Raw genomic sequence first — 24,847 nt, forward strand, 5'->3', positions numbered from 1 at the left:
TCTATCAACGTTTTGACTTAGTATATGAAAACACGATTACTTCCTGCTGGTTTTGCGCTTAGGCCTGCTCACTCTCTTTACTACACCCTATTGCTGATGCTCGTTGGTATCAGCTCCGTTTTAGCCCAAGCGGGCACCATCCGCTACGTCAAAGCAGGCGGTACAGGCAGCGGCAGCTCCTGGGCCAGTGCCAGTGGTGATTTGCAGGCCATGATCAATGCCAGTGCCTCGGGCGACCAGGTGTGGGTGGCCGCTGGTATCTACAAACCCACTACCACAACCGACCGTACCATCAACTTCTCGATGCGACCTGACCTGGCCATCTACGGTGGTTTTGTGGGCAATGAAACGTCCCTCGGCGCCAGACCAACAATAAACCCCATCACGGGTAACCCCTCCAGCACCACCCTCAGCGGGGATATCGGTACGGTAGGCGATAACTCAGATAATAGTTACCACGTCATCGCTAATTTTAATTTTCTAACGACCACCGCTATTCTGGATGGGTTTGTGATTACGGGCGGTAATGCCAATCTGACTAGTTCAAATCGCAGTACGGACAGTGGTGGGGGTATGCACAACTTTACCAGCTTTCAGGGTGAACACACGAACCCCCTGATTCGAAACTGTTCTTTTGTAGCCAATTCGGCGTTGTCTTCAGGCGGGGCAGTCTATAACGGTGCCGTTGGGTGTGCCAGCGATTGCAACCCTACGCTGATTAACTGCTTCTTTCAGGGAAATTCGGCCAAGCAAGGCGGGGCAATGGCCAATGATGGGTCAGCGAACGATGCGTTTTGTAGTCGTAGAAGCAGCCCTGCGCTGATCAACTGTTCGTTTGTGGCCAATTCGGCCAGATTTGGTGGGGCGATGTACAACAGCGGGTTTGGTGGTGGTGGTTATGGCGAAAGCAGCCCTACGCTGACCAACTGTTCGTTTGTGGCCAATTCGGCAAATGATATAGGCGGGGCAATGTATAACGTTGGGACGAGCAAGGGCAGGAACTACGCCAAGCTGACTAACTGTTCCTTTCAAGGCAATACAGCTTCCTACCAGGGCGGGGCTATATCCAACGATGGGAGTGATGGCGTGTGCAACCCCACGCTGACCAACTGCTCCTTTCAAGGCAATACAGCTTCCTACCAGGGCGGGGCCATGTTCAATACGTCTGTGGCCAACACGACGACTGGCGAATGCAGCCCTACACTGACCAACTGTGTGGTATTTGGTAATGGGGGGGCCAACACGTTCTACAATGTACAAGTTTATCCGCGAGTCTATTACTCGTTGCTCGAGGCCTCGGTGACGGGCTGGCAGAATACTAGCAATAACCTGACGACAACAGTCTCGCCCTTTGCTGGTACGAACACCACCCAGTTACGGGCCAACTCGCCCGCCATCAACGCTGGGGATGGCAGTGTCGACGCTGGCGCAACGGACTTAGCGGGTAATCCCCGCATTGTGGGTTGCAAGATAGACATGGGCGCCTTTGAATTTCAGTATACCTTCCTGCCAATTGCCATTAATGCCCAACCCGCCAGTAGTTCGGTGGTCTGTGCGGGCACTGCCGTCTCGGTACCCGTGAGTGTGAGTGGTACGGTCTCGGGCTACCAATGGTACAAAGGTAGCTTTAGTAATCCCGTGGCGGGCCAAACCTCGGCCACGCTCACTCTGAACAATCCACAACCTGGCGATGCAGGCAGTTATTCGCTGGTGGTGACCAGCAACTGCAACTCACTCACCTCTACAGCCTTCAACCTGACGGTCAATAAATCGACGGTCAGCATCAGCCCCAGTTCAGCAACGGTTTGTCAAGGTCAGTCAGTAACCTTAACCGCCAGTGGGGCCAGTTCCTACACCTGGAACAACAATACCACAGGCAACACCCTTACGGCGACCACCACCGGCACTTACTCTGTGACGGGGGTAGATGGCAATGGCTGTTCCAACACCGCTTCCGCTCAGGTGACCGTGTACAGACCTACCGTCAACATCAGTCCCAGCTCGGTCAGCATCTGTGAAGGCCAGTCGGCATTACTAACCGCCAGCGGGGCCAGCACCGGGGAGACGCTCTCCTACACCTGGAATGACAACACCACGGGCAACACCCTTACGGCGACCACGGCGGGAATCTACTCCGTGACGGGGGTGGATGGCAGGGGCTGCTCCAACACAGCCACGGCCAGTGTAACGGTCAATAGCTTACCTACTGTTAGCATCAGCGCCAGCCCGTCGGCCACCATTACCCAGGGCAGCTCCGTTACCCTGACGGCGGTAGCCACCGGAGCAACGGCCTTCACCTGGGTAACGGGCAGCACCAATAACTCGATCGTGGTCAGCCCCACCACCAGTACGCCCTACTCGGTAACGGCCCGCAGCGCTGCGGGCTGTACCACCAGTGCCAGCCTGACCCTTACCGTTCTGCTTCCCACGTGCAACCCGATCCTATATGTAACCCAGCAGGGGGCGGGTCTACGCGACGGCAGCAGTTGGAGCAACGCATTAGGCGCCAGTCAGCTCCAGATCGCTATCAATACGGCGGCCGACTGCGGGGGTAACAGGCAGATATGGGTTGCCGCCGGGATATACAAACCGACGAACAGTAGTGACCGTACCCTCAGCTTTGCCATGAGGAACGGGGTGGCCATCTATGGCGGTTTTGCGGGCACCGAAACCGCCCTGACCGATCGTCCGGCCATCAATCCCGTCACAGGACAGCCTTCCAGCACCACCCTCAGTGGTGACATCGGTACGGTAGGCAACACCAGCGACAACAGTTTTCGGGTCATCAGCAATCCGGCCAGTCTGAGCCTGACCACCACAGCGGTGCTGGATGGGTTTGTGATCACGGGCGGAGCGGGTGGTACCTTGGGGGGCGGGATGTTCAACGATGCCAGCAGCCCCACCGTCCGCAACTGTAGCTTTGTTTCGAATTCCGTGTCGGTGACCAGCGGTTCCACCAGCCGGGGCGGGGCTATGTACAATGGCAACGGCAGCAGCCCACAGCTGACCAACTGTCGGTTTGAGATCAATTCCATTTCGGGTTCGAACGGGAGCGCTAGCTATGGTGGTGCGATCAGTAACTTTACTAACAGTAGCCCGCTTCTTCTCAACTGCAGTTTCCTGGGTAACTCGGTTTCGGGAAGTGCCAGTAACTTCGGGGGAGCAATGGCCAATAACGTTAGCAGCAACCCCCAGTTGATTAATTGTAGTTTTCTCAATAACTCGGCCGTGGGCGGTACCACTACCCGGGGCGGAGCCATCAATAACGGCAGCAGTAGCCCTCAGCTGATCAACTGTAGTTTTCTGAGCAATTCGGTTTCGGGAGCCTCCACTAACCTGGGCGGAGCAATTGCCAACGGCAACACTAGCGTACAACTCACGAATTGTGTGTTATTTAACAATGGTGGGAACAATACGTTCTATAATACTGTCGCATCCGTCACGGCGAGCTACAGTTTGTTTGACGACACCGTAACGGGCTACACCAGTGATCCTACGGACCTCACGGCAAGCAGTTCTCCTTTTGCCAGCACCACCAGCGTGAGCTTGAATTTCTGCTCACCAGCCATCAACGTGGGCAATCCTGCCAGCCTCACCTCCGCAACAGGCCCTTACTCCGGAACGGCCCTACCCACTACTGATCTGGCGGGGAATGCGCGGATCATGGGGGGCCGGGTCGATATGGGCGCCATAGAGTATCCGGGCAGCCCTTTAACAGCGACAGCCTCCTCCTCAACGGCCCTGGTGGGTGAGGAGGTTATCTTGAGCGCCAACGGGGGAGACAGCTTTCAGTGGACAGCTCCCCCGGGCGCTACCCTAAGCTCACCCGCCACCGCTTCTACCGTCTCCGCCACACTGACCAGCGCCGGGCCCCAAACCTTCACCGTCACCGTCAGTCAGGGGAGTTGTAGCCAGACGACCACCGTGACCGTGACGGCCGTGCAACTGCCCGACCTGACAGCGGTGCTCTACGCGCGTCCATCGACGGCCAGGGGCAATCAGCCCATCACCGTAGTGGTCGATGTGTTTGAGATCAATGGGATTCCCACCAGTGGTCCCATCACGCTGAAAATCGCCAAAGATGCCAACGTCACGCTGAGCTTCGATGGGAGCTTGAGTAGTGTGGGGGGCAAGCCGGTGCAGAACAGCCAGTGGACGTTTGGGGGTCTCTCGGGCGGGTATTACACGTTGACCAGCAGTGGGGTGCTGGCCGGTACGAGCTTGTCGGTGGGGTTAACGGGCACGCTGTTGGGAGGGTCTTCGACGGGGGTGGTGACGGTGAGTGGGATTGTGTTGGGGGGAGGGGATGGAACCCTTGACAACAACACCGATGCCGATAAGATCGAATACTTTCAGCAATAAAACCTACCTGCCAGCCGGGCTGATGGGCTGGGCTGGCAGGTTTATAGGTCGGGTATGTCCGGTTTGTGTCTGCGCTATGGCTGCCTATAGAGACCTGCGCTTTCGGACGGTCAGCTGCTTGTTTGAGTGTTCGCTTTGTCCGGTGCTGGCTCATCAGCCGGGTTTTATCGACGCCCGATTTTTGGCCGAGCCGGGTCAGGATCGGTGTCTGGTAGTGAGCCTGTGGGTGAATGCCGAGTGTTGTCAGGAGGCCCAAAGTAACCACGCCTGCCAGACGGTGTTTCAGCAGCTGGAGAAGTATTTTGCGGCTCAGCCCACGGTGGCCTGCTGTGAGTTGATGGGTCAGATCAGCTGATTGCCGTCAGCAGTGATTAGGATTAAAGCTGGTTGGTCAGGCGCAGGATGCGTTTTGGCTTTGACTTCATATGAAATACGATCTCTCCTAGGGGCGGCACCAGATAGCCATCGTCGGTAGCTTTTCGTGGAATCGCATAGTGTGTTGTCCTGATTTTATTCCGAGGTTTTGTGAATGATTCTTATTTGCCCTTTAGTTTAGCGCAAACTTCTCGTTTTCAATATGTCAGTAGCTAAAACAGTGAAGGAATGGACACCTTTACGTGAACGATTTTAGGTAAAAGTCGTCCAGGAATCAACTTATAGTGCAGCCTCCATCTATAGAATAGGGCAGAAGGTATAGCACATTAAGGTAGCTATTGCATATAATGTTACGGCAAAATAAGTTTATGCCGTACGCCCTAAACCATTCATGAGTCTATAGCATTAGGGATACATGGGGTTGCTCTTCCGGGTTTGGTCGTGTTAGCAAATTTTCTATACTTTTACTGAAGAAGTGTCGTTGCAACGCAGGACTTTAACGGTTTTAAAGCGAATCCAGCGGGAGAGAAACGCAGCTCGAAAGGGGGAAGTTGACTGCTGTATCAGGCTAAGACATCATAATTTATTGAGTTACCAACGATACCATCTGATTCAACATAAGACAATTGGGCTCTCCCTGATATATTTGTCGGTATGGGGGTGCACGTTGAGTAAGAGACCAGTATAGTTTGGGATGGCATAACTAAAAGGGCTGGTATACACCTTACCCTAAGGTGGCTGATGCCGCTCATCGGTTGCCTGTTGAGTCCCCCAGTTCAGGCTCAAGCCTTACCCGAGCCTGAATTAATTACCGACCGCCAGGGGTTGCCCCAGGCCTTTGTGCCCGACATTATCCAAGATAAACCGCAGCAGCCATTTCCTGAGGAATAGAATACGGCATGAGTACACCGGCTCCATTATGTCCTCGCAGCCGCCGGGTCTTGATTCGTCCAGCCTGGGTATGGTTCATCTTCAAGGGGTGGCAGATATAGGTTTGAATTAGTTGGTCATAGGGCCTGTGATACACGCCCTCTAAAATGTAGCCTAGTAGTTGAGCAGCTGCATTCGAATAACGCAACTTGATACCCGGCACCGTGTCCAGTCTGACCTGGTGAAGGTCAGTAAAGAATGCTTGGGGCGTGTAGCCCCGGCGATGCTGTTCAAAGGAGCTAGAGTCTGCTGACGTATCGAAATGGCTCGGTTTAAGCGGTAAGTTAAACGGTAACCCTGAACTATGGTTGAGTAAATGAACGAGCCGGATTGGTTGCCCTTGGTATTCCAGGTTTGGGTAGCTCCCGGACATATAGCGCCGGATATCGTCGTCTAGTTTTAGTTTGCCGTCGGTGACGGCTCGGGCTAACAGAGTACCGGTGAATGTTTTGGTGATCGAGCCAATTTCATAGATGGTCGACGAACTGGGTCGTCGTTTTGAGTTAGGCTGGACGATACCGAAATTGTAGAACCGGTTGTTGCCGTTTTGGCTGACACCAATGGACAAGGCCGCAAAGGGCGCTTGTTTTAGAAAGGCCGTCGCTTGCTGGTGCACCAGCGAATCCAGATTAAGCAGCCCACTGACTGGCTGCCCATGTGCGCTAGAGACTCCCAGCAACAGACTCAACAGGATGGTTGTGGTTTGATAAAAAGACATCTTCTTCATGTTTTTGCTGGAAACTCCGGGCTAGTCTGGAGGTTACAGCAAAACATGGAAACGCTACCTCGCCAGACATGTTCTTTGCCTAATTCATCGTCTTTTTGAACCTCCGAATTACGGGTACATAAATCTTTCTTTATATCAGGCAGGAAGGATTTGTGAGACGAAGGAGTTTCTAAACTTAAGCACTTATCCTTCCAACATAGGCTTACTAGTTAATCGATGAGCTGTCCGTTACGGTACTGGAACTGTCCATTTTTGGACAACACAGGATTCGCTGATGTGATAAAAAAGCCGTTTCGTGGCCATCCAGCCAGGGTGTACTAAGTTGGTAAGGTATTTGTTCGGCAAAAGCTATACTAATCGTACTGACAATTGGTTCAACCGCTTTTGATCATGAAACGACCCTTTTTAGGTGAGTTGGAAGAGGTCGTCCTGCTGACGGTAGCCGCCCTGCAAGAAGGGGCCTACTGTGCGGCAATCACCCAAACCATTGACCAGCAAATGGCCCGCAGCATCAGCTTTCCGACGGTCCATACCACTTTACAACGGCTTGAGGAAAAAGGCTTTGTGACTTCCCAGATGGGCGGGGCAACTACCGAACGGGGAGGGCGTCAGAAACGCCTGTTTACGGTAACCACAGCCGGGCAGCGGGCACTCATTGAATGTCGATACCTGCGGACCCAGTTGTGGGACCAGATTCCAACGCCAATCCTACAACTATGGGGCGCTTAACCAACGACAAAGAGCCACCACGCTGGGCTGTCTGGCTACTGAACCATTACAGTCCACATGGCTTGGAAGATGAGTTACAAGGTGATTTACAGGAGATGTATACCTACTGGCTGAAAACCATTGGCGTATCGAAAGCTCGTTGGCGATATACACTGGCAGTCCTGCGGTTGATTCGACCGTTTACAAGGTCGAAAAGCAGCCAAAATCCCAAGTACACAAACCCAGAGTGCCGGACCTCTCCATCTATTGTTCAAGCCGCTATGCTACCTGCCTATCTCAAAATTACCTCTCGCAAGCTGATTCGAAACAAGCTCTATTCGTTCATCAACGTAGTGGGCTTGGCGTTAGGCATTTGTGCCTGTCTAGTGATTTATTTGATTGCCCGCTACGAATACAGTTTTGATACGTTTCATCCGAACCTTGACCGCATCTATTGTGTGGATGCGGTCGTGTTTGGTGGTCGTTGGCATTGCATACCGGGTCCTATGCCGGCTGCTATGCGCCAGGAAATGACGGGTATGCAGACGGTAGCTGCCTATCAGACCTATGGTGCCAGCGTGACCATACCGGGTGATCAGCCGGGGCAATCAAGGCACTTTGATGACGACGGTAGTATCGTTATTGTGGAACCCCAGTACTTCGATATCTTTCGCTACCAGTGGTTAAGCGGAACTGCCAGGACTGCCCTGAGCAGGCCCAACTCGGTTGTGCTTACCGCCGAAAGGGCCCGAAAATACTTTGGCGATTTTGATCCGGACAGGATCATGGGTCGGACCATCTATTACCAGGATTCGCTGATGGTTACCGTAACCGGGGTTGTCGCCGATTGGCCGGGCAGTAGTGATTATAAGTTCAGCCAATGGATTTCGTATGCGACCATCCCCGCCAGTTTTTTGAAGGGAGACATTGCGTTGGATCGCTGGGACAAGTTAAATCGGTCCAGCCAGGTGATCATTAAATTGGCAACGAATGTAAAACCTTCCCAGATTGATGCGCAATTTATCCCCTTTGCTAAACGGCATTACGGCCCTAACCCGGGGTTCACCGCCCAACTGAAACCGCTGGCGGGTAGCCATTTTCATCCCGAATATGGGGGTGGGGGCAGAAAGGCCAGTCTACCGGTCTTGTACGCGCTGATGGCGGTGGCGGGATTTATACTTATTCTGGCCATTGTCAATTTTGTCAATTTGTCGACCGCGCAATCCACGCAACGAGCGAAAGAAATCGGCGTTCGTAAGGTGCTGGGCGGTAACCGGTCGGGCATCGCTGTGCAGTTTTTTACCGAATCCCTCTTATTGACCGTAGCCGCCGTGGTGCTTGCCGCGCTGCTGGTCAGGCCGGTGATGAACGTGTTGGCCGATTTGGTCCCAGCGGGCGTTTCTTTTCGGGTGGATAGTACGACTGTTTTATTTTTTCTGTTGGCAACGGCGGTGACAACGCTGCTGGCGGGGTTTTATCCGGCCCAGGTGTTGGGCCGCTATCAGCCCGTAGTGACGCTGAAAGGAATCACGGCGACAGCGGGCAGTGGAAAAGCAACGCTGCGCCGAGGACTGATCGTCTTCCAGTTTACTATCTCGCTGGTGTTTATCATTGCGTCTCTGGTTATAGGTTCGCAATTGCGGTATGTGCTTCATACAAATCTGGGTTTCACTACGGATGCCATCATCACCCTCGGTGGTCAGCCAGCCAACCCTATGCATAACACAACGGTCGGGTCGGACAAGCATAAGGGGCGGCTACCGGCTATGGCCGAGATAAGTAAGCTGGCCGTGCTGGCGGATAAGATCCGACAAGTAGTTGGTGTCGAGCAGGTGATCCGACAGTGGAAGTCACCCATGGACCAAAAGCATAGTGGATTTGGCGGTGGTGGTCTGAAAAACAGCCCGAAAAAACCCATCGATATATCCTTCCATTTCGGCAATCAGGATTACGTCCCTTTTTATGCCATGAAGCTGGTTGCGGGGCGAAATTTGCTTCCAGCCGACAGTGGCCGGGAAGTGCTGATCAGTGAGCGTTGTGCGCATGCCTTGGGTTTTGTCGATGTGAGCCAGGCTATCGGCCAGGAGCTCGTCGCCAGCCCTGTTGAGGTTTATCCGATTGCTGGCGTGGTGGCCGATTTTTATGAGAACTCGTTTCATCAGGCGAGCTGGCCGATCGTCATCCGACACGACCCCGCCAAAGAGAACGTCATCGCGGTCAAACTAGCCGCAAAGGGTATGACCGCTGGAGAGCTGCACCCACTCATCGGCCAACTAGAGGTAGAATGGAAGAGGGTCTTTCCGGAGAAACCGTTTGCTTATTCTTTTCTTGACGATAGTATTGCTACAATGTACGCGGACGATCTTCGAACCGAACGGTTAACCAATTTGGCGATGGGGATTACCATTTTTATCTCTTGTTTAGGCCTGCTGGGACTGGCCATTTTTTCTACCCAACGAAGGGCCAGGGAAATCGGCATCCGAAAAGTGTTAGGGGCTACCGTATTGGGTATTGTCGTTATGCTTTGTCAGGAGGTCGTCGGATTAATCCTGATCGCTTTGCTGCTGGCCAGCCCACTGGCCTGGTATTTCATGCATGGCTGGCTCGAGAGCTTTGCTTACCGAACAACGCTAAGTGTATGGCTGTTTGTGGGAGCGGGGTTGGCGGCTATCGGCCTGGCGCTGTTGACAGTGGGCTTTCAGGCCATGCGGGCGGCACTGGCTAATCCTGTCAACTCATTGCGTAGCGAATAAGCTTCCCCTAGGGCAATATTCATACAGATTTTAGTTTCCTCAAACGCCCGAATTAAGAAGCAGATACATGAAGCTTCCAGCGTCTCACATAGGAGTATTTTATGAGACGGATCATACACGGTTTGTATCAGGCAATCTCAGTGGAATACTTCCAGTTGGGTATGTAGCAATCAGTTAAACGAAGTTCTGAATGCCAACGGGGTCTGATGGGTCTTGCTTTTAAATAGCTTGCTGAACGATTGCGGATGTTCAAAGCCTAGTTCGTAAGCAATCTCACTGATAGAAAGACTGGTGTATGGCTTGATTTTTTTGTCAGCGCCGTATTCCATAAAAAGTCGGGATGGATAAACTGCATCCAGCCACTCAAGTGATGCGGCAGACCATTGCCTTCGCTGCGCAATAGTTGCTCCGGAGCCAGAAAAGCCATCACCCCTTCGTCAAAATCATATTTCTGTTGCCCGTAGAAAAAACCAACACTATCAAGCCGCCTATTGACAACGTGTATCGTATCGAAAACGCAGCCTACCAGGCGCCAGCCCCGCGTAACTTATTCGGCAAAATTGTAATTCACTTAGAGTGAAAAGTAGGCACCCTGCCAGAGGTCCAGGTTACTTCATTTCCTAATACTATCTGATTTTCCTTAGCTTAACTCTTCGTCCCTGTCGCTCAAAGGGTGAGTGCAGCACGACAAACGCAATCAAACCTCAACGTGTCCAGCTGACAATAGGTGTCAGAATACCGCTTATCGTCAGTTGGACACGTTGGGAGTGGTGGATGCCTTAGATTAGTCGCATACGCCTGCGGTAATCCTACCTTTTTCGGCCACCTTCGCTTCATTATTCAAGCTGTGCTAATTGTTCTTCAAGTTCATGAAGTGCTAGTTCACCGCGTGCAAAACTGATTTCCAATAACGTACTTTTCTCATTTTTTGTTAAGGCCCTATCTTGTATAGTGGCGATCAAATCTAATTCGTCGGGAAGCGGGGATAAAACACTTTTTCTACTATGAAAAGCGTCAAAATAACGGATCCCGAATTTGCGTTGTGACAGGGCATCAAAATGAAGTCCGTCGGCATTTGCAGTGAGTCCGTTCGAGGTTACAAAATAAGCGTTCGGCTTGGTCTGCGCATACGTTTGCAGCGCCCGATTGACCTCGTTATATTCCGTAAAATAGTTGCCATACCTGCCGCTACTCAAAAAGTCGCCGAGCCCACCTGCGATAAAAGGAATTTCTGGCGTGTTCAACTCCAGCCGAAGCGCATCCACGATAATGCATAGCTTGTCGTAATAGGCATCAGAACGCCCGGCCATACTATCATTCTCTCCCTGATGCCACAAGATCCCGTCAAGTTTGCTTGTCCGCTGGGCAAGTTTGGCCTGGAATACCGCATTGTCGAAAAGTGCTCCGCCGACAGCCCAGTCATCCAGACTGGTGCCCCCGTCAGCGCAGGGAATGAGACCGATCTGTTCAGGTTCATTTTTTAATCGCCAGGCACCTGCAAATGATGCGGCAAGCCCTACACCCGCAGTAGGCCTGTCGTAATTGATGGGTTCAGTCATCGTCTGCCAGCGTCCGTTGACCAACATCCTGATCTGTTCGTCGTAGATCTGTTTTACATCGTTCAGGTATCCTCTTCCGGCCATATTTGATTGCCCGATCATTAAAAAGGATCTTGTCATAAGGTATAGATTGTATAGTGAAACCTTATTTTTTTAACGCTTTTATTACCCGATCAAAAGCCGACCAGATCAATTCATCTGTAATCTTGAACGGTACGCCTGTTATACTGCGACCCTGTTGGTGGAATCGCATAAGCGTATACAAAGGGCCGAAAGCGATTGACCAGTAAACGTCAAGGGTCATGTCATCTATTTCGCCCCGCTTTACCGCATTGCTGATAAAACGCTCCATATTGCTTTTAAATGGTTGAAGAAAGCCATCTGACCCGGAAGTGAACATGTCAAGAAATTGATGATGATAGGTTGAACTGCTGATCAGGTCAAAGAACTGTCCCAGCAGGGGGTTCTTCATCATATAAGCGAACCGGTTTCGCCATTGCACCCGTAAACCGTCTTCCAGCGTAGCATCCGGATCGAAGTCCTGATTCATGGCTGCTTCCATCAATGTACCCTCTTCAAGAACGATCTTTAAAATAAGGTCGTCCTTATTTTTGTAATACACATAGGGTGTCCCTACGGATATCCCGCACGCCTTTGCTAACTTATTGATTGTAAAACCTTCCAGGCCATGCTTAACTATGATTTCGATGGCCTTTTGTTTTACCAGTTGCTCCTTACTGACATTTCTTGTACGCATATCAAATAAAAAAACAAAATTAAATGATTATTCATTTAATCATAAGCGTATTGTTATTTTTTGAAGCGGTCATTGAGATCGTTTAAGGCGATGCACCACTAACAAGTAACCCTGTTTTGAGTTACCTTCTTAACTAATCAATAGAAACGGATGAAGAATATGTCGATAACCTTTCTCCTGGCGGGGGCTGTATTGGGCCTGCTTTTAGTTGTCACGGTAAACCAGGCCCGTACCAACCTGAACCGATCGCTGAAGACTCAGTAGTTGAGTGTAATTGGACGGGAGGGAGCGCCCGCATCGGCGGACCGACTGCGACGCGAGCAGGCAATTACACACTTGAGAACGTACTGTAAATAGGAGCGTTTAAAGAGATTTAATCTATATTATTGACGTTGGTACGCTTGTGAACAAATAAGCTTTAATGAAGCATACACCAGCGTTCAGGAGGGAATTTTGAGGATAAAATAAATATCGCTTGATCTGGAACAGGGTAGTGACTTTCCTACTTTACTTCCCAAAGTGGAAAAGTCGCTACCCTGTTATAACTGTTACTTCACGGCGAGTAACTCAAGCTGTTCGATCACAGGGGGCACACTCAGTAAAGTAGCCGCATTGGCCATCAACCCCTTCGCTATTTCACCGCTCAGGTGGGCTTGCCGACCTTCTTCGCTCCCAAAGGTGTCGAAGATACCAAACGTATTCTCATTGATCTTGAAGGCATACCAACGAAGGGTGCCCTCTTCGAGTTGAGCCAGTGCCAGCGCTTCTTTCAGAAAGTTCTCGACAGCAACTTCTTGGCCAGGCTTGGCTTGCACACGAGCCAGTAATGAGAGAGTTTCCATGATAGTATAAGTCTAAAGGTTTGTAATCCGTATGCTAATTAACAAACGTACGTCTTTAGTGATACTTTTTGTAATTCATTCAAGACACGTGATAGAGAAAATAGATTGTATCACTTGAAACGCCCATTTCCTGAAGCAGATATGAATGAAGGTTCCTTCGTCTCATGGGGGAGGTTATTTGAGAAGTTACACAACTGATTTAAAAAACTGACAAATTTCTGCTTTTCAGTAATATTGAAGGTTGAGTAGTTAACCAGCTTCAATCAACTACCTTTCTTCGAAATAGCAAAACGTCGTCACTATGACTAAACCCTTCATGCTCCTGCTTCTGGCGATGGCTGGTGGCCTGATCAGTCCGGTCGATTTTAAGATCCAGGCTCAACCTTCAGAACCCGTCAAACCCAAAATAGCCTTTACCTTTGATGACGGCTCAATCCAGGATTTTGGTGAGTATAAATTGGAAACCTGGAATCAACGGCTGCTGGACCATCTGAAAAAAAACAAGCTCAAGGCCATCTTATTTTCGGCGGGTGCCAACAAGTCTGGCTCTAAAGGAAAATACGTACTTAGCTCCTGGAGCAAGGCGGGACATCTAATCGCCAATCATACCTTCTCGCATGTCAACTTTAATAGTAAACAGGTCAGTCTGGAGGATTTCAAGCTTGAGCTAACTAAAAATGACAGCCTCATTAAGGAGTACGCCCATTACGCCCCTTACTTTCGATTTCCCTACCTTAAGGAAGGCGACACCAAAGAAAAAGTGGAAGGGTTCAGGGCCTTTCTGAAGCAGAAAGGGTATAGAAATGGCCACGTTACCATCGATGCTTCCGATTGGTACATCGATGCCCGCTTAATCGAGCGCCTAAAAGAAAGCCCTGAAGCGGATCTAAGCGGCTATCGAACCTATTATAAAAATCACTTACTGAAGCGGGCTCTTTACTATGATTCGTTGGCCTATCAGCTAACCAAGCGGCATATAAACCACGTACTGCTGCTGCATCATAACCTGGTCGCAGCCCTTTTCCTGGACGATTTGATCAACCATTTTAAAGCCAATGGCTGGGACGTTATCGACGCCGATCAAGCCTATAAAGACAAGATCTATGCAGCTGTGCCCACTGCGATTCCCGCTGGCGAAAGCTTAATCTGGGCCTTAGCCAAAGAATCAGGCCACTTTGAGTCTGTGTTGCGCTACCCTGCTGAGGACGGCGAGTATGAAAAACCACTAATGGACAAGTTAGGGCTTTGAACTAACCTGCCCCAATCAAGATGCCCTTGTTTAAATGCCCTTTCGTCTCTCTTATGAGCCTATTGTGAGAATCTGAATTTTTGGTAGATTGATTAGCATAAGTGGCTGATACTACTCTTTATTCACCCGTAAATCCCAAGTCAGTAATGATTGTACAATTCTCTACCGATGTTACAATCCAAGCTAAACCAGCTCAGGTATGGGCTGCTTTGACCCAGCCCTCACGAATGACAGAATGGTTAGCTGAACCAGAAGCTCAAGTAGAGGTCGTCACCAATTGGCAAATCAATACCCCCATTGCCATTCGGGGATTTCATCACGTAACATTTGAAAATAAAGGCATCGTTCTACGCTTTGATCAAGAGCGAACATTATCGTATTCGCATTTGAGCTCAGTTTCTCGACTAGCTGATTTAGCCGAAAACTATTCCGTTCTTGAGTTTACGCTAACCCCAGTTAATCAACTCACCCACTTGCGGCTCACCATTGAAAACTTCCCCACTGAGTCGATTCAAAAACACTTAGCATTCTATTGGCGAACGACTCTTCTTCTGATTAAGGAACTTGTTGAGCATGCCTAAGCGAACGAAAGACACCATTCATTGCCAACGTTTCAGGAGCACGTACATAGGAGCACTTTTTCAGCCTATTTTGGAATTAGAAAAAAATATAATACCTAAGATTCAGTAGTATATATAATATTAGTATATTTGAGCATGAATACTACTTCGCACCAGCTACTCAAGGGCAGTCTTAGTGCCATAATCCTTAAACTGCTGGCCCAGACCGAGTGGATGTACGGCTATGAGATCTGCCAGAAAGTAAAGCAACTCACCGATGGCCAACTCAAGATTACCGAAGGTGCTCTCTACCCCGCTTTGTATAAACTTGAAGCCGACGGCATGCTGATCACCAAAACCCAAATCGTCGACGGCCGCGCCCGTAAATACTATGCCATTGCCCAGGATCAACAAGGTAACGCCGTGGATAAACTCGCCCAGATTGAGCTGTTTATCCATCAGCTGCAACGAATACTTACCCCCAGTGATCTCAATCAGCTTCCTACTACCTAATCAACCTCACCGCTATGACACAGGCCCAACAGGCTCGCATCACTACCTTTCTGACTCAGAAATGTCAGTTGATTGAAACCGTCTTTATCCAAGAGATGACCGATCACTTTGTTGTTTCCGTGGAAGCCAGGGTCGCCGACTCACTTTCGTTTGAGGAGGCCCTTCAGCACACGATTGATGACTTTGGAGGACCTACTCACATCCAGAAGATGGAATGGACCTATCGAAAGGTGTTTTTGAGAAGTCTGCTGCGGGACTGGTGGGCACTGGTGAAATCTCAATTCGCTACGCCCAAACGAGTTCGTACGCTGCTGATAGTCGGTCTGGTTACGTTTGCAAGTTTGTATTTTGGCTTGATGACAGATTTTTTAGGAGCATCTGGAGAGCATATACTATGGAATTCAGCTCAATGGGTGAGTGGTCTTTGGGTTCTGATGCTAAGCTGGTTTTTACTCCAACGGGTTGCTCCCCGACTTAAGAAAGTGGGTGTAGTCCGCTTTCCCACCTTGTTGATCCGGTTGCTTACGTATTTGTTGTGGATTGGTACTTTGTTGCTTTATTCAGGCATTGGTAATCTGGAGGTGTCCTTGTTGGTGAAAAGCTTAATTTATTCCACCCTGTGGTCAACGTTGGCTATCTTGTATCTGGGGCTCTTAGATTTCTCGATGCAAACAGACACTGACTCGTCGTACCAAACCAGGTAAATACTAGTTGCCCAAACTAATTACTGGTTCAATAAACGCCCGAATATTGAAGCACCCTATATCTGGAAACTTCTTCGTCTCACACTGGATGGTTGTACGAAACAGTCAGGTAAAGCCAAGAGCAATCGGTTGATTCACCTGGCCAGAAAGATGTCGCAATCGCTCCCTTAATTTGTCGCATTCTGCCTGTGTCCTTTTCTTAAAGCACTAGTAGATTTGATGCGTGATGTACTCAAAATCAGAAAGTTAGTCTTATTTGTCCTTGCGGAGTCTTTTATCCTTTAAATAAACCAATTATGACAGGTAAACTGATCCTAACGGTTGTTCTTTTAACGACTTGTTTAGCTGCGTTCGGTCAGGAAAAGCCCACCACAGCTGTTGGCGAAAAAGGCTTACTTAAAGTAGTGGTCATGTATCCCTATACCGAGGGGAAAACCTTTAACATGGACTACTATCAAACCAAGCATATGCCCATGGTAGCCGGGTATTTAGGGGCTAATCTGGTTAAGTACACCATTGAAAAAGGAATTGCCAGTGGTAGTCCGAATCAACCCCTGCCGTTTATGGCTATTGGTACCTTCTATGTAAAAAGCCTAAGCGATTATCAAGCGGCTATCGGGGACCACCGAGACGCCATTCGGGCCGATTTTCCCAACTACACCAACAGTAGTCCCCTTATTTTGGTCAGTGAAGTGGTCAAGTAAACAAGGGGAAGCCAGCCGTAGTTGTTGATCATCACCATAAGAGTCGCTTATGAAAAGTAAATCAGGATTTACTCAGATTGACGAGTTCTTTACTATTTATCAAACCGCTGCCTGGCATAAGGATACATTGGCCATGATCAATCTTTACCATGAGCAAGCCATTATCTTTGATCTGTGGGATCAAGGCTACGAATCAAACGCCAAAGCCTGGAGTAAGCGTATTGAAGACTGGCTTGGTTCCCTGGGCGAAGAGAAGCTACAAGTCGACTTTGAGAGGGTAGCCATTCATCAGTCGGAGACGATCGGTTTTGCCAGTGCATTGATTCAGTTTCAGGCCATCTCCAATGAGGGTACCCTTTTACGAAAAATGAAGAATCGACTAACCCTTGGCTTTTCAAAATCTGACTATGGCTGGAAGGTAATACACCAGCATACGTCCGCTCCCATTCGTTCTGAGGGCCTGAGGGCCATTCTGGACATTTAATATTGATGCCTGGATTAGTCCCTGGCTTTTCACTTATCCTAAAACAGATACCTGAAAGCTCCTTCGTCTTATAGGGGATGATAATTTATCACTCTAGCGAGCTTATCCTGGTGCCAATCGGCCAACAATGCTTGAGTGATACCACGCCTTAATCAACTACTAACCATGAGCGCCACGGCGAATAAACACCTGATGGCAACTATTTTCGCCCACTTGGCGAAAGGCAATGATCAGCCCTTCCTGGACGCGATGGCCGACGACATGCAATGGAGGTGGATGGGCAGTGGGCGATGGGCGAAAACCTTTCAGGGCAAGCAGTCGGTAGTGAATGATTTATGGGGGGCGGTGAGGACCACCTTACTTCCGCCCTACAAGGCGATGGCTACGCGTATTTTAGCGGATGAGGAGTACGTGGTGGTCGAAGCAAGCGGTGATAATAGGACGCCTGATGGTAAGATTTACAATAACCGCTATTGCTGGGTCTGTTGCATCAGAGACGGTAAACTACGGTCGATCACTGAGTATATGGATACTGAACTGGTGACAACCACCTTCCAGGAATAGTCTTTGACTGGGCCTCCCATGAACCATGTTAAAAGCAAGAAATGGAGCCAATTATGAGCTAGTAGCTTTTAACTAGCTGGCAACGACTGTTACTTGCCTACGCTAGTTAACATGAAGCAGCTTGTCACCCATGACTTGGCCAGTTACGGGAAACCAACGGCCTGATGCATCCTTTCTGACTGAGCCTGGTCTTTTTTTACGATAGCTCGCTGGTAGTTGTCGGATAAATCCTCAACTTCATACCCAGCCACTCATTTCATTGGTGAAAACGAACCCACCTAGCCACAAACCAGGCTGATCTAGTGACCAACGAACAACCGCATCAATGCCGCTAGAACCATCCGATACGCTGCTGGGCGCTATTATTCTAGTGATTGCTTTGCCATATCCCAATTGGGTTGCCGTTATAAGTAAACTTGCCGCTGCTTTATCAATGGAGAGCGACGAAGCGATATAGCGCAACAGCGGCTGTGCTCAGTACAGGTTCGCTAAAGCAATGCCTCCCGAAACAGCAAAAACCCAGGTTAGGCTAGCTGACATTCGAGCATGACTTGCTGGCTGCATAGCTGACGTAGCGTTACTGGTGTCCAACGATTTTGTGTGGCACGTAAGGCTCTTCTAAAAAGGCAATTTCCTCCGCACTCAGCGTAATATCCAGGGCCGGTACCGCATTTTCCAGATGGGAAAATTTCGTGGCTCCGATGATGGGAATAGTTACCGGTTGCTTCTGGAGCAACCAGGCCAGTGCAATTTCTACACGCGCTATCCCCCGTTTTTGGGCGATGGAAGCCACCCGCTCGATGACGAGCTTGTCGGCATCCGCGCTCGCATCGTACTTTATTTTCTGCACCAGATCTGTTTCACTCCGCTCGGTCTTTTCAGTAAGGTCGCGCGTCAACCTACCCGATGCCAGGGGGCTATACGGCGTTAGAGCAATGTTCTCTGACTTACAGTAAGGAATCATCTCCCGCTCTTCTTCCCGGTAAAGCAGGTTCAAGTGATTCTGCATCGAGACGAACCGCGTCCAGCCCCGTTGATCGGCGATCTGATTGGCCTTTTGGAACTGCCAGGCATACATGGAGGAAGCGCCGATGTAGCGCGTCTTGCCGGCTTTCACCAGGTCGTGTAAGGCTTCCATGGTTTCTTCGATGGGGGTCGAATAATCCCAACGGTGAATGATGTAGAGATCGACGTAATCGGTACCTAGCCGCTTGAGGCTTTTATCCATCTCACTCAGGATTGCCTTTCGGGAAAGTCCTTTCCCATTGGGTTTATCCGTCATCGGAAAGAAAACCTTGGTGGCGATGACCACCTCATCCCGGCTGGCGAAGTCCTTTAACGCGCGTCCTACTATTTCTTCACTGTTGCCAAAGGCATAGGCATTCGCCGTATCAAAAAAGTTGATCCCTACTTCCAGGGCTTTCTGGATAACCGGGCGGCTGGCGGCTTCATCGAGTCCCCACTGGTTTTGTGACCAATTTTCGGCCTGACCGAATCCCATACAGCCTAAGCATAGTTGGGATACGTCCAATCCAGTATTGCCAAGCTTAACGTATTTCATGACTGTTTGCGTGATAGGTAACTGCCGCCCTGATCAGGAGCGAATGACACCACAAAGGTAGGTCGATCAACCGGGCCCCGGTTAACACATATCAAACAAAAAAGTAATGATTTCAAATAATCACTTTGATCAGTTATTGGCGGTGAGCCATCAGCCTCGGAAGGATTTAGGGATACTTCCGGTCACTCGTTTGAAGTAGTTGTTGAAATGAGTGGTATAGTCAAAGCCCAGGCCGTAGGCAATTTGGGCGATACTCCAATCGGTATGCTGCAAAAGCGCTTTGGCTTCACTGGCAATGCGTTCGGCGATATGATTGGTGGTGGGCTTGCCCGTAATTTCTTTCACCGATCGATTCAAGTGGTTGACGTGCACTGACAGCCGATCGGCATAGTCCTGAGCGGTGCGTAGGGTTAGCGGTTGCTCTGGGCTGTCGATGGGAAACTGTCGCTCCAAAAGATCTAAAAACAGGGCCGCCATGCGTGAGGCAGCACTTTTGTGTTGAATCAATGTGTCGGAGGGCTGGATTTTTAGTGCCTCGTGAACCACCAACTGAATATAATTGCGAATCAGTTCATCCTTAAAGGGATACTGCCCGTCCTGCTCGCTGAGCATCTTGTTGAATAATTCGTCAAAGACGACTACCTGATCGGCCGTAAGGGGTAGGATCGGTGTGCCCCCGATCCTGAATAAAGGCGATGTCTGAATACTTTCCGAACGCTCAACGGCTTTGAGAAATTGTTCACTAAACAGACAGGAATAGCCAATTTGCCTGGGCGAAAGCAGTTCGACTGAATACGGGATATGGGGGTTACCGAAGAACAAAAACGGGCCATTGACTTCCACGCTGCAATTAGCATAGTGAATGACCATGTGAGCGGTTGAGAGAATGATTTTATAAAAGTCTCTTCGCCGATAGGTGGGTGCTCCGCTGGCCGGAATATCGACCGGATAAACATTGAAACCCCGGAGTTTTAAATTCACCGAATTGGCTTCAAAAACTGCGTCAACCGTTTGGTTATTCATAGCGCAAAGTTAATGAAATCAATCGGCCATTCGATTAGTCTCCCGAGTTTCCTTGGAACTCAGGAGTTGGGCGTTTTGGTCTGGGTTTATTGTCGTACTATTCTAGGAAATACGAAAGGAAAGTGGTGTCGCATTAAATGTCCCATTTAGGAAGCAGATTTGAAGGCTCTAGCGTCTCAAGCTTTGCTTAGTATGGAGGCCATGTAATCAGCCTTCATTTTTGAGTAAGTAATCAAATCGACTGCTCCTCGGTCAACAATGGATTTTTTCAGATTTCCGTATGTCGTCTTCTCCTGTGGATGGTTGAGGAAGTAATCTTTAAATCGAATATTAGTGGACCAAATCCTATCATTCAATAGCACCACATGAGCATTGAAAGAGGTACCACTGCGTTTTCTAAAGTAAACTCTACCGGGTACACCCGCTTCTCCTAAATCTTCATAACCCGCAGTAATCAGACCGTTTTTCACGCCCTCGAAGAACTCCCAAGTGGGTAAGCCGAGCATAATGTCGATAATAGGTTTTGCTAGTAATCCTTCAATCGCCGTGCTGCCAATATGCTCAACGGCTATGGGCATAGGCTTACATGCCTCTACAAGCTGGTTAGCCTCTCGAAGGTAGCGCTTGGGCCATTCGGGATTGTACTCCTCTAATCGGATGGTTTCGTTAATCATTGGCGTCTACAGTATATAAGGAGTGAGTGGAACGTTGCCCCAACCCCAACTAGTGGAAAAATGGGTTTCCTCATGTGTACGAAAGTCATTCAAACGACTTCTATAGTATTCATTATCCGTTTCAGGAAACGCCCATTTATCAAAGCAGATATATGAACGCTCCTATTTAAAACATAGGAGCCTTAATCGAGACAAGACAATCCAAAGGTTTCCTTAACTGTCTTCCAGGAAGCCCTCGATAGGCAGTCCTCTTATGTTAGCTCAAAGGGATTCGGTATACTAAAGGGATGAAGCCAGCCGGAACCCCAGGTTGGCGTAGCCTAACCGGAAGGGATTGCGATAGGCTACACGGCTTTTAGCAGGTTCGAAGGCTCGGCTCCCCCCGCGGAAAACACGATGCGGCCCTGTGGCAGGTCCCTTCGGATCATGTTCTGGACTGTTCGCATAATAGGTCTCATCATACCAATCGGTGCACCATTCAAATACACTGCCCGACATATCATATAAGCCCAGCTCATTGGCCTGTTTCTGTCCAACAGGGTGAATAGTGGATCCGCTGTTGGCAAACGTCCAGGCTACCGCATTGACATCCTTACTACCGGCATAGTCAAATCCCTTACTCTTTGTACCCCCTCTAGCCGCATACTCCCATTCGGCTTCGGTAGGCAGGCGATAAGTCGTACCCGATAAGGTATTCAACTTTGTTATAAATGTCTGGATAGCATCCCAGCCGACAGCGGTTACCGGGCAATCCATACAATCGGTACGACCCAAAGGATTACTGCCCATAACCTGTTGCCATTGTGCCAGCGTAGTTTCATACTTAGCTAGTTTAAAACTGCTTAGGGTGACCGTATGGATTGGCTGTTCATTGTTATGCTCATGGCCGCCCATTGCAAACCTGCCACCCTGCACCGTGACCATGTCCGGCTCATGGATAGTACCAAACGCGCTTGCGTTTTCTGATCGCTTCGAGTTGCCTGTCGGGGTACCGGCCACCGTTATAAGCAGAACTGCGATTAAAATGTAGTTCATTACTGGATTTTTTGCTGGCGTTTCGGGAACCTCTCCTTATAATTCAATGAAGCCACGTTTCTACTTTGTGTGTTTAACGCCAATCGGCTGGTAGTGTGTCGAGTAAGCCGCCTAACAAGCTTGCAGTCAGAACAAACCAATGAGGCAGCGTGAATCATGAAACGCCCGAATTATTGATAGGCAAATCTCTCAGTTGTCTCAGAAGCGAGCAATAGTAAAAATTGGACAACTGACAATATACCCGATCTGGTAAACACTCAACTAGAATGGGTATACTGTTGGTTGACCCTACTGGCAGCCTACAGGCTTGACTAGTGTAGACGCAGGGACAGTTGGTAGAATCCAGCGTAGGGTGAACGTCTCAGCAAACAAACTTGGACGTCTCACCAAACCCTGTTCGCTGGGCTCAGACTAATTTTGCCTCATAAAACATTCATCATCATGGCAAAAATAGTCTTAGTAACCGGCGCTTCGGCAGGAATTGGAAAAGCAACCGCCATATTTTTGGCACAAAACGGTTTTCAGGTATACGGGGCGGCCCGCAGGACGGAAAACATGCACGATCTCAACGCGTACGGCATCAAACCCGTCGCTTTGGACCTGACCAAAGATGAAACGATTACGGCCTGTGTGGAACAGATTCTCAACCAAGCCGGACGCATCGACATCCTGGTCAACAACGCCGGCTTCGGTTCGGAAGGAGCAATTGAGGACTTACCCATACAAGACGCCCGTTATCAAATGGAAGTAAACGTGTTTGGGGCCATGCGTCTAACCCAATTGGTGTTACCCAACATGCGACAAAACAGATCGGGTAAAATCGTCAACATTTCTTCGGTTGGCGGAAAAATCGCCTTGCCACTAGGGGGTTGGTATCACGCCAGTAAGTTTGCCCTGGAAGCCCTGAGTGACTCCATTCGCATGGAAGTAAAGCCATTTGGGATCGATGTGATTGTGATTGAACCGGGCGGCATCAAATCAGAATGGGGTGGCATTGCCATGGAAAGTTTGGTTCGTGTTTCGGGAAGCTCGGCCTACAAAGAACTGGTGAAAGGAGCCCAAAAAAGTTATCAACGAACGGAAACGAATAACTCCGACCCGATTGTCATAGCCAGATTGATTAAAAAAGCCATTGAAGCCAACCAGCCCAAAACACGATACGCGGGTGGTTCGATGGCCAACTTGTTGTTGTTTTTGCGAAGCACCTTATCGGATAAACTGCTGGATCGGTTGATCCTGAGTCAAACAAATTGATCAATTATAAAAGCAATACCCCTCGTTAAGCTCTAATTACTAGGCAGAAATCCTCTTGATAAGGGCTGTCGAAGCAGAAAGAAAGTTGGTAAGGGTCATGAAAATTCACTTCAACTATGTTTACGACACTTTTGGGGATTCATTCCTTAGTTCGTTGGCTCGTTCTGCCGAGTTTACTGTTTGCTATCTACCGGGCTTTTAGGGGTTGGTCTTCCGGTAAATCCTTTACAAAATTTGATGAAACGGTTAGGCTCACTACGGTAACCATTACCAATATACAGGTTAGTCTGGGTCTTGTTTTATACGCGATTAGCCCAATCACGGCTTACTTTTCGCACCATTTCCAAGTGGCCGTCCACATTGGCGAGCTACGCTTTTTTGGCCTAGAACATGCCTTTATGATGATTATTGCCACCCTACTTATTTCCATTGGTTCGGTTAAGGTAAAAAACAAAAGCAATGACCGGGAGAAATTCAGGACAATGGCCATTTGGTTTACTCTAGGACTTCTTGTGATTCTGATCGCTATTCCGTGGCCGTTTTCACCGTTTGCAAAAAGACCCCTTTTCAGATTAGTTTACTGATTAAATCAATCATGATTCCCCTACACTGACCAATCATGGAAAACACCATCAGCCTTCAACACAATATCCTGTATTCCCATAGCTCCCAAAACATAAGGAGTACTGAACATTACTTTCCGGAGCACGCACTGGGCATCATGTTATCGGGCGAATCGCACTATTTTACCAACGTGGGAACCTTCGTGATGAACCAGGGGGCCATTTGTTTGATGCGTCGACATCAGCTATTCAAAAAGGTAAAAAACCTGGGGCCACAGGGTGAGCCCATTGCGTTGATCAGCCTCTTTCTCGACCAGGAATCGTTACAGCAATATGCTACCGAAAACAAGATCGTCAAACAAAATGCCTATAAAGGTCCACCCATGGTCAACCTAACCGGCAATGTGTTTTTGAAAGGTTTTTTTGATTCCTTAGTACCCTACATTAACTATCCCGATAAGCTTACCGAAAAAGTAGCGGAGCTTAAAACCCGTGAAGCCATTGAGTTACTACTTCAAACCGGCGATGGGTTTCAACGATTTTTGTTTGACTTCCAGGAGCCTTACAAGATCGATTTGGAAACGTACATGAATCATCATTACCAGTATAACATCCCCCTGCTATCTTTTGCCAAACTGGTGGGACGCAGCCTGTCCACCTTTAAACGAGATTTTAATAAGATCTTTGAAACGACGCCTGAGAAATGGTTACAGACGAAGCGGTTGGAGCAAGCCCACTATTTAATATCGAAGAAAAACTTACGTCCCTCCGAGGTGTATTTGGAAGTTGGTTTTGAAAACCTATCACATTTTTCGAGCGCCTTCAAACGAAAGTATGGTGTAAATGCTTCGGAATTGCAGACCCACTCAAGCCTATCCATCTAGACCACGGGATAAACGATAACGCGCCCTATTTGAGTGGATTGGGGAGCAGTTCGTTCGACCGA

At 49.2% G+C, this 24,847-nt stretch carries 22 protein-coding genes and 1 pseudogene; 14 read left to right on the plus strand and 9 right to left on the minus strand.

What is annotated here, in order from left to right:
* Nucleotides 1-24: 24 nt before the first annotated feature.
* On the plus strand, nt 25-4,362 hold the full coding sequence (locus ACYVC2_RS00195; protein ID WP_461100239.1) for a beta strand repeat-containing protein: 4,338 nt from the start codon (nt 25-27) through the stop codon (nt 4,360-4,362).
* 76 nt (nt 4,363-4,438) lie between these two features.
* The gene (locus ACYVC2_RS00200; RefSeq protein ID WP_461100240.1) at nt 4,439-4,717 is read left to right on the plus strand and encodes a hypothetical protein; all 279 of its coding nucleotides are present in this window, start codon (nt 4,439-4,441) and stop codon (nt 4,715-4,717) included.
* 870 nt (nt 4,718-5,587) lie between these two features.
* Here the strand turns inward: ACYVC2_RS00200 and ACYVC2_RS00205 are convergent.
* Nucleotides 5,588-6,385: a serine hydrolase domain-containing protein gene (locus ACYVC2_RS00205; protein ID WP_461100241.1), complete on the minus strand. Its 798-nt coding sequence runs from the start codon at nt 6,383-6,385 to the stop codon at nt 5,588-5,590.
* Nucleotides 6,386-6,784: 399 nt separating this feature from the next.
* Here ACYVC2_RS00205 and ACYVC2_RS00210 point away from each other — a divergent pair, with 399 nt between their 5' ends.
* Entirely contained in the window at nt 6,785-7,123 is a 339-nt protein-coding gene (locus ACYVC2_RS00210) for a PadR family transcriptional regulator (RefSeq protein WP_461100242.1), read from the plus strand.
* Nucleotides 7,111-9,855, plus strand: coding sequence for an ABC transporter permease (locus ACYVC2_RS00215; protein ID WP_461100243.1), 2,745 nt, complete (start codon nt 7,111-7,113; stop codon nt 9,853-9,855). The genes ACYVC2_RS00210 and ACYVC2_RS00215 overlap by 13 nt, the downstream gene beginning before the upstream one ends.
* A gap of 170 nt (nt 9,856-10,025) precedes the next feature.
* Here the strand turns inward: ACYVC2_RS00215 and ACYVC2_RS00220 are convergent.
* From ACYVC2_RS00220 to ACYVC2_RS00235, 4 genes and pseudogenes are all read right to left on the minus strand, one after another.
* Nucleotides 10,026-10,148: pseudogene (locus tag ACYVC2_RS00220) on the minus strand (helix-turn-helix domain-containing protein); the annotation flags it as partial.
* Between the two features lie 543 nt (nt 10,149-10,691).
* Nucleotides 10,692-11,534, minus strand: a complete 843-nt coding sequence (locus ACYVC2_RS00225; RefSeq protein WP_461100244.1) for a sialate O-acetylesterase — start codon at nt 11,532-11,534, stop codon at nt 10,692-10,694.
* A 25-nt stretch (nt 11,535-11,559) separates the two neighbouring features.
* Complete coding sequence (locus ACYVC2_RS00230) at nt 11,560-12,171, minus strand: TetR/AcrR family transcriptional regulator (protein WP_461100245.1); 612 nt, start codon at nt 12,169-12,171, stop codon at nt 11,560-11,562.
* Between the two features lie 548 nt (nt 12,172-12,719).
* Nucleotides 12,720-13,013 (minus strand): putative quinol monooxygenase, encoded by a 294-nt coding sequence (locus tag ACYVC2_RS00235; RefSeq protein ID WP_461100246.1) that lies wholly within the window; start codon nt 13,011-13,013, stop codon nt 12,720-12,722.
* A gap of 301 nt (nt 13,014-13,314) precedes the next feature.
* Here ACYVC2_RS00235 and ACYVC2_RS00240 point away from each other — a divergent pair, with 301 nt between their 5' ends.
* The 7 genes from ACYVC2_RS00240 (at nt 13,315) to ACYVC2_RS00270 (ending at nt 17,791) form a co-directional block, all read left to right on the plus strand.
* Nucleotides 13,315-14,262 (plus strand): polysaccharide deacetylase family protein, encoded by a 948-nt coding sequence (locus tag ACYVC2_RS00240; protein ID WP_461100247.1) that lies wholly within the window; start codon nt 13,315-13,317, stop codon nt 14,260-14,262.
* Between the two features lie 146 nt (nt 14,263-14,408).
* Complete coding sequence (locus ACYVC2_RS00245; RefSeq protein ID WP_461100248.1) at nt 14,409-14,843, plus strand: SRPBCC family protein; 435 nt, start codon at nt 14,409-14,411, stop codon at nt 14,841-14,843.
* Between the two features lie 135 nt (nt 14,844-14,978).
* Nucleotides 14,979-15,335, plus strand: a complete 357-nt coding sequence (locus ACYVC2_RS00250; protein ID WP_461100249.1) for a PadR family transcriptional regulator — start codon at nt 14,979-14,981, stop codon at nt 15,333-15,335.
* A gap of 14 nt (nt 15,336-15,349) precedes the next feature.
* Nucleotides 15,350-16,039: a hypothetical protein gene (locus ACYVC2_RS00255; protein WP_461100250.1), complete on the plus strand. Its 690-nt coding sequence runs from the start codon at nt 15,350-15,352 to the stop codon at nt 16,037-16,039.
* Nucleotides 16,040-16,335: 296 nt separating this feature from the next.
* Nucleotides 16,336-16,743: an EthD family reductase gene (locus ACYVC2_RS00260; protein WP_461100251.1), complete on the plus strand. Its 408-nt coding sequence runs from the start codon at nt 16,336-16,338 to the stop codon at nt 16,741-16,743.
* Nucleotides 16,744-16,792: 49 nt separating this feature from the next.
* The gene (locus ACYVC2_RS00265; RefSeq protein WP_461100252.1) at nt 16,793-17,227 is read left to right on the plus strand and encodes a YybH family protein; all 435 of its coding nucleotides are present in this window, start codon (nt 16,793-16,795) and stop codon (nt 17,225-17,227) included.
* 135 nt (nt 17,228-17,362) lie between these two features.
* Complete coding sequence (locus tag ACYVC2_RS00270) at nt 17,363-17,791, plus strand: nuclear transport factor 2 family protein (RefSeq protein WP_461100253.1); 429 nt, start codon at nt 17,363-17,365, stop codon at nt 17,789-17,791.
* A gap of 577 nt (nt 17,792-18,368) precedes the next feature.
* On the opposite strand, the gene ACYVC2_RS00275 is transcribed toward ACYVC2_RS00270, so the two are convergent.
* The 4 genes from ACYVC2_RS00275 to ACYVC2_RS00290 form a co-directional block, all read right to left on the minus strand.
* The gene (locus tag ACYVC2_RS00275) at nt 18,369-19,352 is read right to left on the minus strand and encodes an aldo/keto reductase (protein ID WP_461100254.1); all 984 of its coding nucleotides are present in this window, start codon (nt 19,350-19,352) and stop codon (nt 18,369-18,371) included.
* Nucleotides 19,353-19,502: 150 nt separating this feature from the next.
* On the minus strand, nt 19,503-20,375 hold the full coding sequence (locus ACYVC2_RS00280) for a helix-turn-helix domain-containing protein (protein ID WP_461100255.1): 873 nt from the start codon (nt 20,373-20,375) through the stop codon (nt 19,503-19,505).
* Between the two features lie 176 nt (nt 20,376-20,551).
* A complete protein-coding gene (locus ACYVC2_RS00285; RefSeq protein ID WP_461100256.1) occupies nt 20,552-21,049 on the minus strand; it encodes a GrpB family protein in 498 nt (165 codons plus the stop codon).
* 279 nt (nt 21,050-21,328) lie between these two features.
* Nucleotides 21,329-22,084, minus strand: coding sequence for a formylglycine-generating enzyme family protein (locus ACYVC2_RS00290; protein WP_461100257.1), 756 nt, complete (start codon nt 22,082-22,084; stop codon nt 21,329-21,331).
* Nucleotides 22,085-22,525: 441 nt separating this feature from the next.
* Here ACYVC2_RS00290 and ACYVC2_RS00295 point away from each other — a divergent pair, with 441 nt between their 5' ends.
* From ACYVC2_RS00295 to ACYVC2_RS00305, 3 genes are all read left to right on the plus strand, one after another.
* Nucleotides 22,526-23,338, plus strand: coding sequence for an oxidoreductase (locus tag ACYVC2_RS00295; RefSeq protein ID WP_461100258.1), 813 nt, complete (start codon nt 22,526-22,528; stop codon nt 23,336-23,338).
* 116 nt (nt 23,339-23,454) lie between these two features.
* A complete protein-coding gene (locus ACYVC2_RS00300; RefSeq protein WP_461100259.1) occupies nt 23,455-23,922 on the plus strand; it encodes a hypothetical protein in 468 nt (155 codons plus the stop codon).
* Between the two features lie 35 nt (nt 23,923-23,957).
* Complete coding sequence (locus ACYVC2_RS00305) at nt 23,958-24,785, plus strand: helix-turn-helix domain-containing protein (RefSeq protein WP_461100260.1); 828 nt, start codon at nt 23,958-23,960, stop codon at nt 24,783-24,785.
* Nucleotides 24,786-24,847 lie beyond the last annotated feature (62 nt).

The sequence above is a fragment of the Spirosoma koreense genome (assembly GCF_054777875.1).

What these genes read in the sequence shown, in the direction of transcription:
- ACYVC2_RS00215 (WP_461100243.1), top strand. Translation starts at nt 7,111, where the DNA reads ATGGGGCGCTTAACCAACGACAAAGAGCCACCACGCTGGGCTGTCTGG.
- ACYVC2_RS00290 (WP_461100257.1), bottom strand. Translation starts at nt 22,084, where the DNA reads ATGAACTACATTTTAATCGCAGTTCTGCTTATAACGGTGGCCGGTACC.
- ACYVC2_RS00285 (WP_461100256.1), bottom strand. Translation starts at nt 21,049, where the DNA reads ATGATTAACGAAACCATCCGATTAGAGGAGTACAATCCCGAATGGCCC.
- ACYVC2_RS00245 (WP_461100248.1), top strand. Translation starts at nt 14,409, where the DNA reads ATGATTGTACAATTCTCTACCGATGTTACAATCCAAGCTAAACCAGCT.
- ACYVC2_RS00295 (WP_461100258.1), top strand. Translation starts at nt 22,526, where the DNA reads ATGGCAAAAATAGTCTTAGTAACCGGCGCTTCGGCAGGAATTGGAAAA.
- ACYVC2_RS00300 (WP_461100259.1), top strand. Translation starts at nt 23,455, where the DNA reads ATGTTTACGACACTTTTGGGGATTCATTCCTTAGTTCGTTGGCTCGTT.
- ACYVC2_RS00210 (WP_461100242.1), top strand. Translation starts at nt 6,785, where the DNA reads ATGAAACGACCCTTTTTAGGTGAGTTGGAAGAGGTCGTCCTGCTGACG.
- ACYVC2_RS00260 (WP_461100251.1), top strand. Translation starts at nt 16,336, where the DNA reads ATGACAGGTAAACTGATCCTAACGGTTGTTCTTTTAACGACTTGTTTA.
- ACYVC2_RS00230 (WP_461100245.1), bottom strand. Translation starts at nt 12,171, where the DNA reads ATGCGTACAAGAAATGTCAGTAAGGAGCAACTGGTAAAACAAAAGGCC.
- ACYVC2_RS00235 (WP_461100246.1), bottom strand. Translation starts at nt 13,013, where the DNA reads ATGGAAACTCTCTCATTACTGGCTCGTGTGCAAGCCAAGCCTGGCCAA.
- ACYVC2_RS00305 (WP_461100260.1), top strand. Translation starts at nt 23,958, where the DNA reads ATGGAAAACACCATCAGCCTTCAACACAATATCCTGTATTCCCATAGC.
- ACYVC2_RS00200 (WP_461100240.1), top strand. Translation starts at nt 4,439, where the DNA reads ATGGCTGCCTATAGAGACCTGCGCTTTCGGACGGTCAGCTGCTTGTTT.
- ACYVC2_RS00195 (WP_461100239.1), top strand. Translation starts at nt 25, where the DNA reads ATGAAAACACGATTACTTCCTGCTGGTTTTGCGCTTAGGCCTGCTCAC.
- ACYVC2_RS00240 (WP_461100247.1), top strand. Translation starts at nt 13,315, where the DNA reads ATGACTAAACCCTTCATGCTCCTGCTTCTGGCGATGGCTGGTGGCCTG.
- ACYVC2_RS00280 (WP_461100255.1), bottom strand. Translation starts at nt 20,375, where the DNA reads ATGAATAACCAAACGGTTGACGCAGTTTTTGAAGCCAATTCGGTGAAT.
- ACYVC2_RS00255 (WP_461100250.1), top strand. Translation starts at nt 15,350, where the DNA reads ATGACACAGGCCCAACAGGCTCGCATCACTACCTTTCTGACTCAGAAA.
- ACYVC2_RS00275 (WP_461100254.1), bottom strand. Translation starts at nt 19,352, where the DNA reads ATGAAATACGTTAAGCTTGGCAATACTGGATTGGACGTATCCCAACTA.
- ACYVC2_RS00225 (WP_461100244.1), bottom strand. Translation starts at nt 11,534, where the DNA reads ATGACAAGATCCTTTTTAATGATCGGGCAATCAAATATGGCCGGAAGA.
- ACYVC2_RS00205 (WP_461100241.1), bottom strand. Translation starts at nt 6,385, where the DNA reads ATGTCTTTTTATCAAACCACAACCATCCTGTTGAGTCTGTTGCTGGGA.
- ACYVC2_RS00250 (WP_461100249.1), top strand. Translation starts at nt 14,979, where the DNA reads ATGAATACTACTTCGCACCAGCTACTCAAGGGCAGTCTTAGTGCCATA.
- ACYVC2_RS00265 (WP_461100252.1), top strand. Translation starts at nt 16,793, where the DNA reads ATGAAAAGTAAATCAGGATTTACTCAGATTGACGAGTTCTTTACTATT.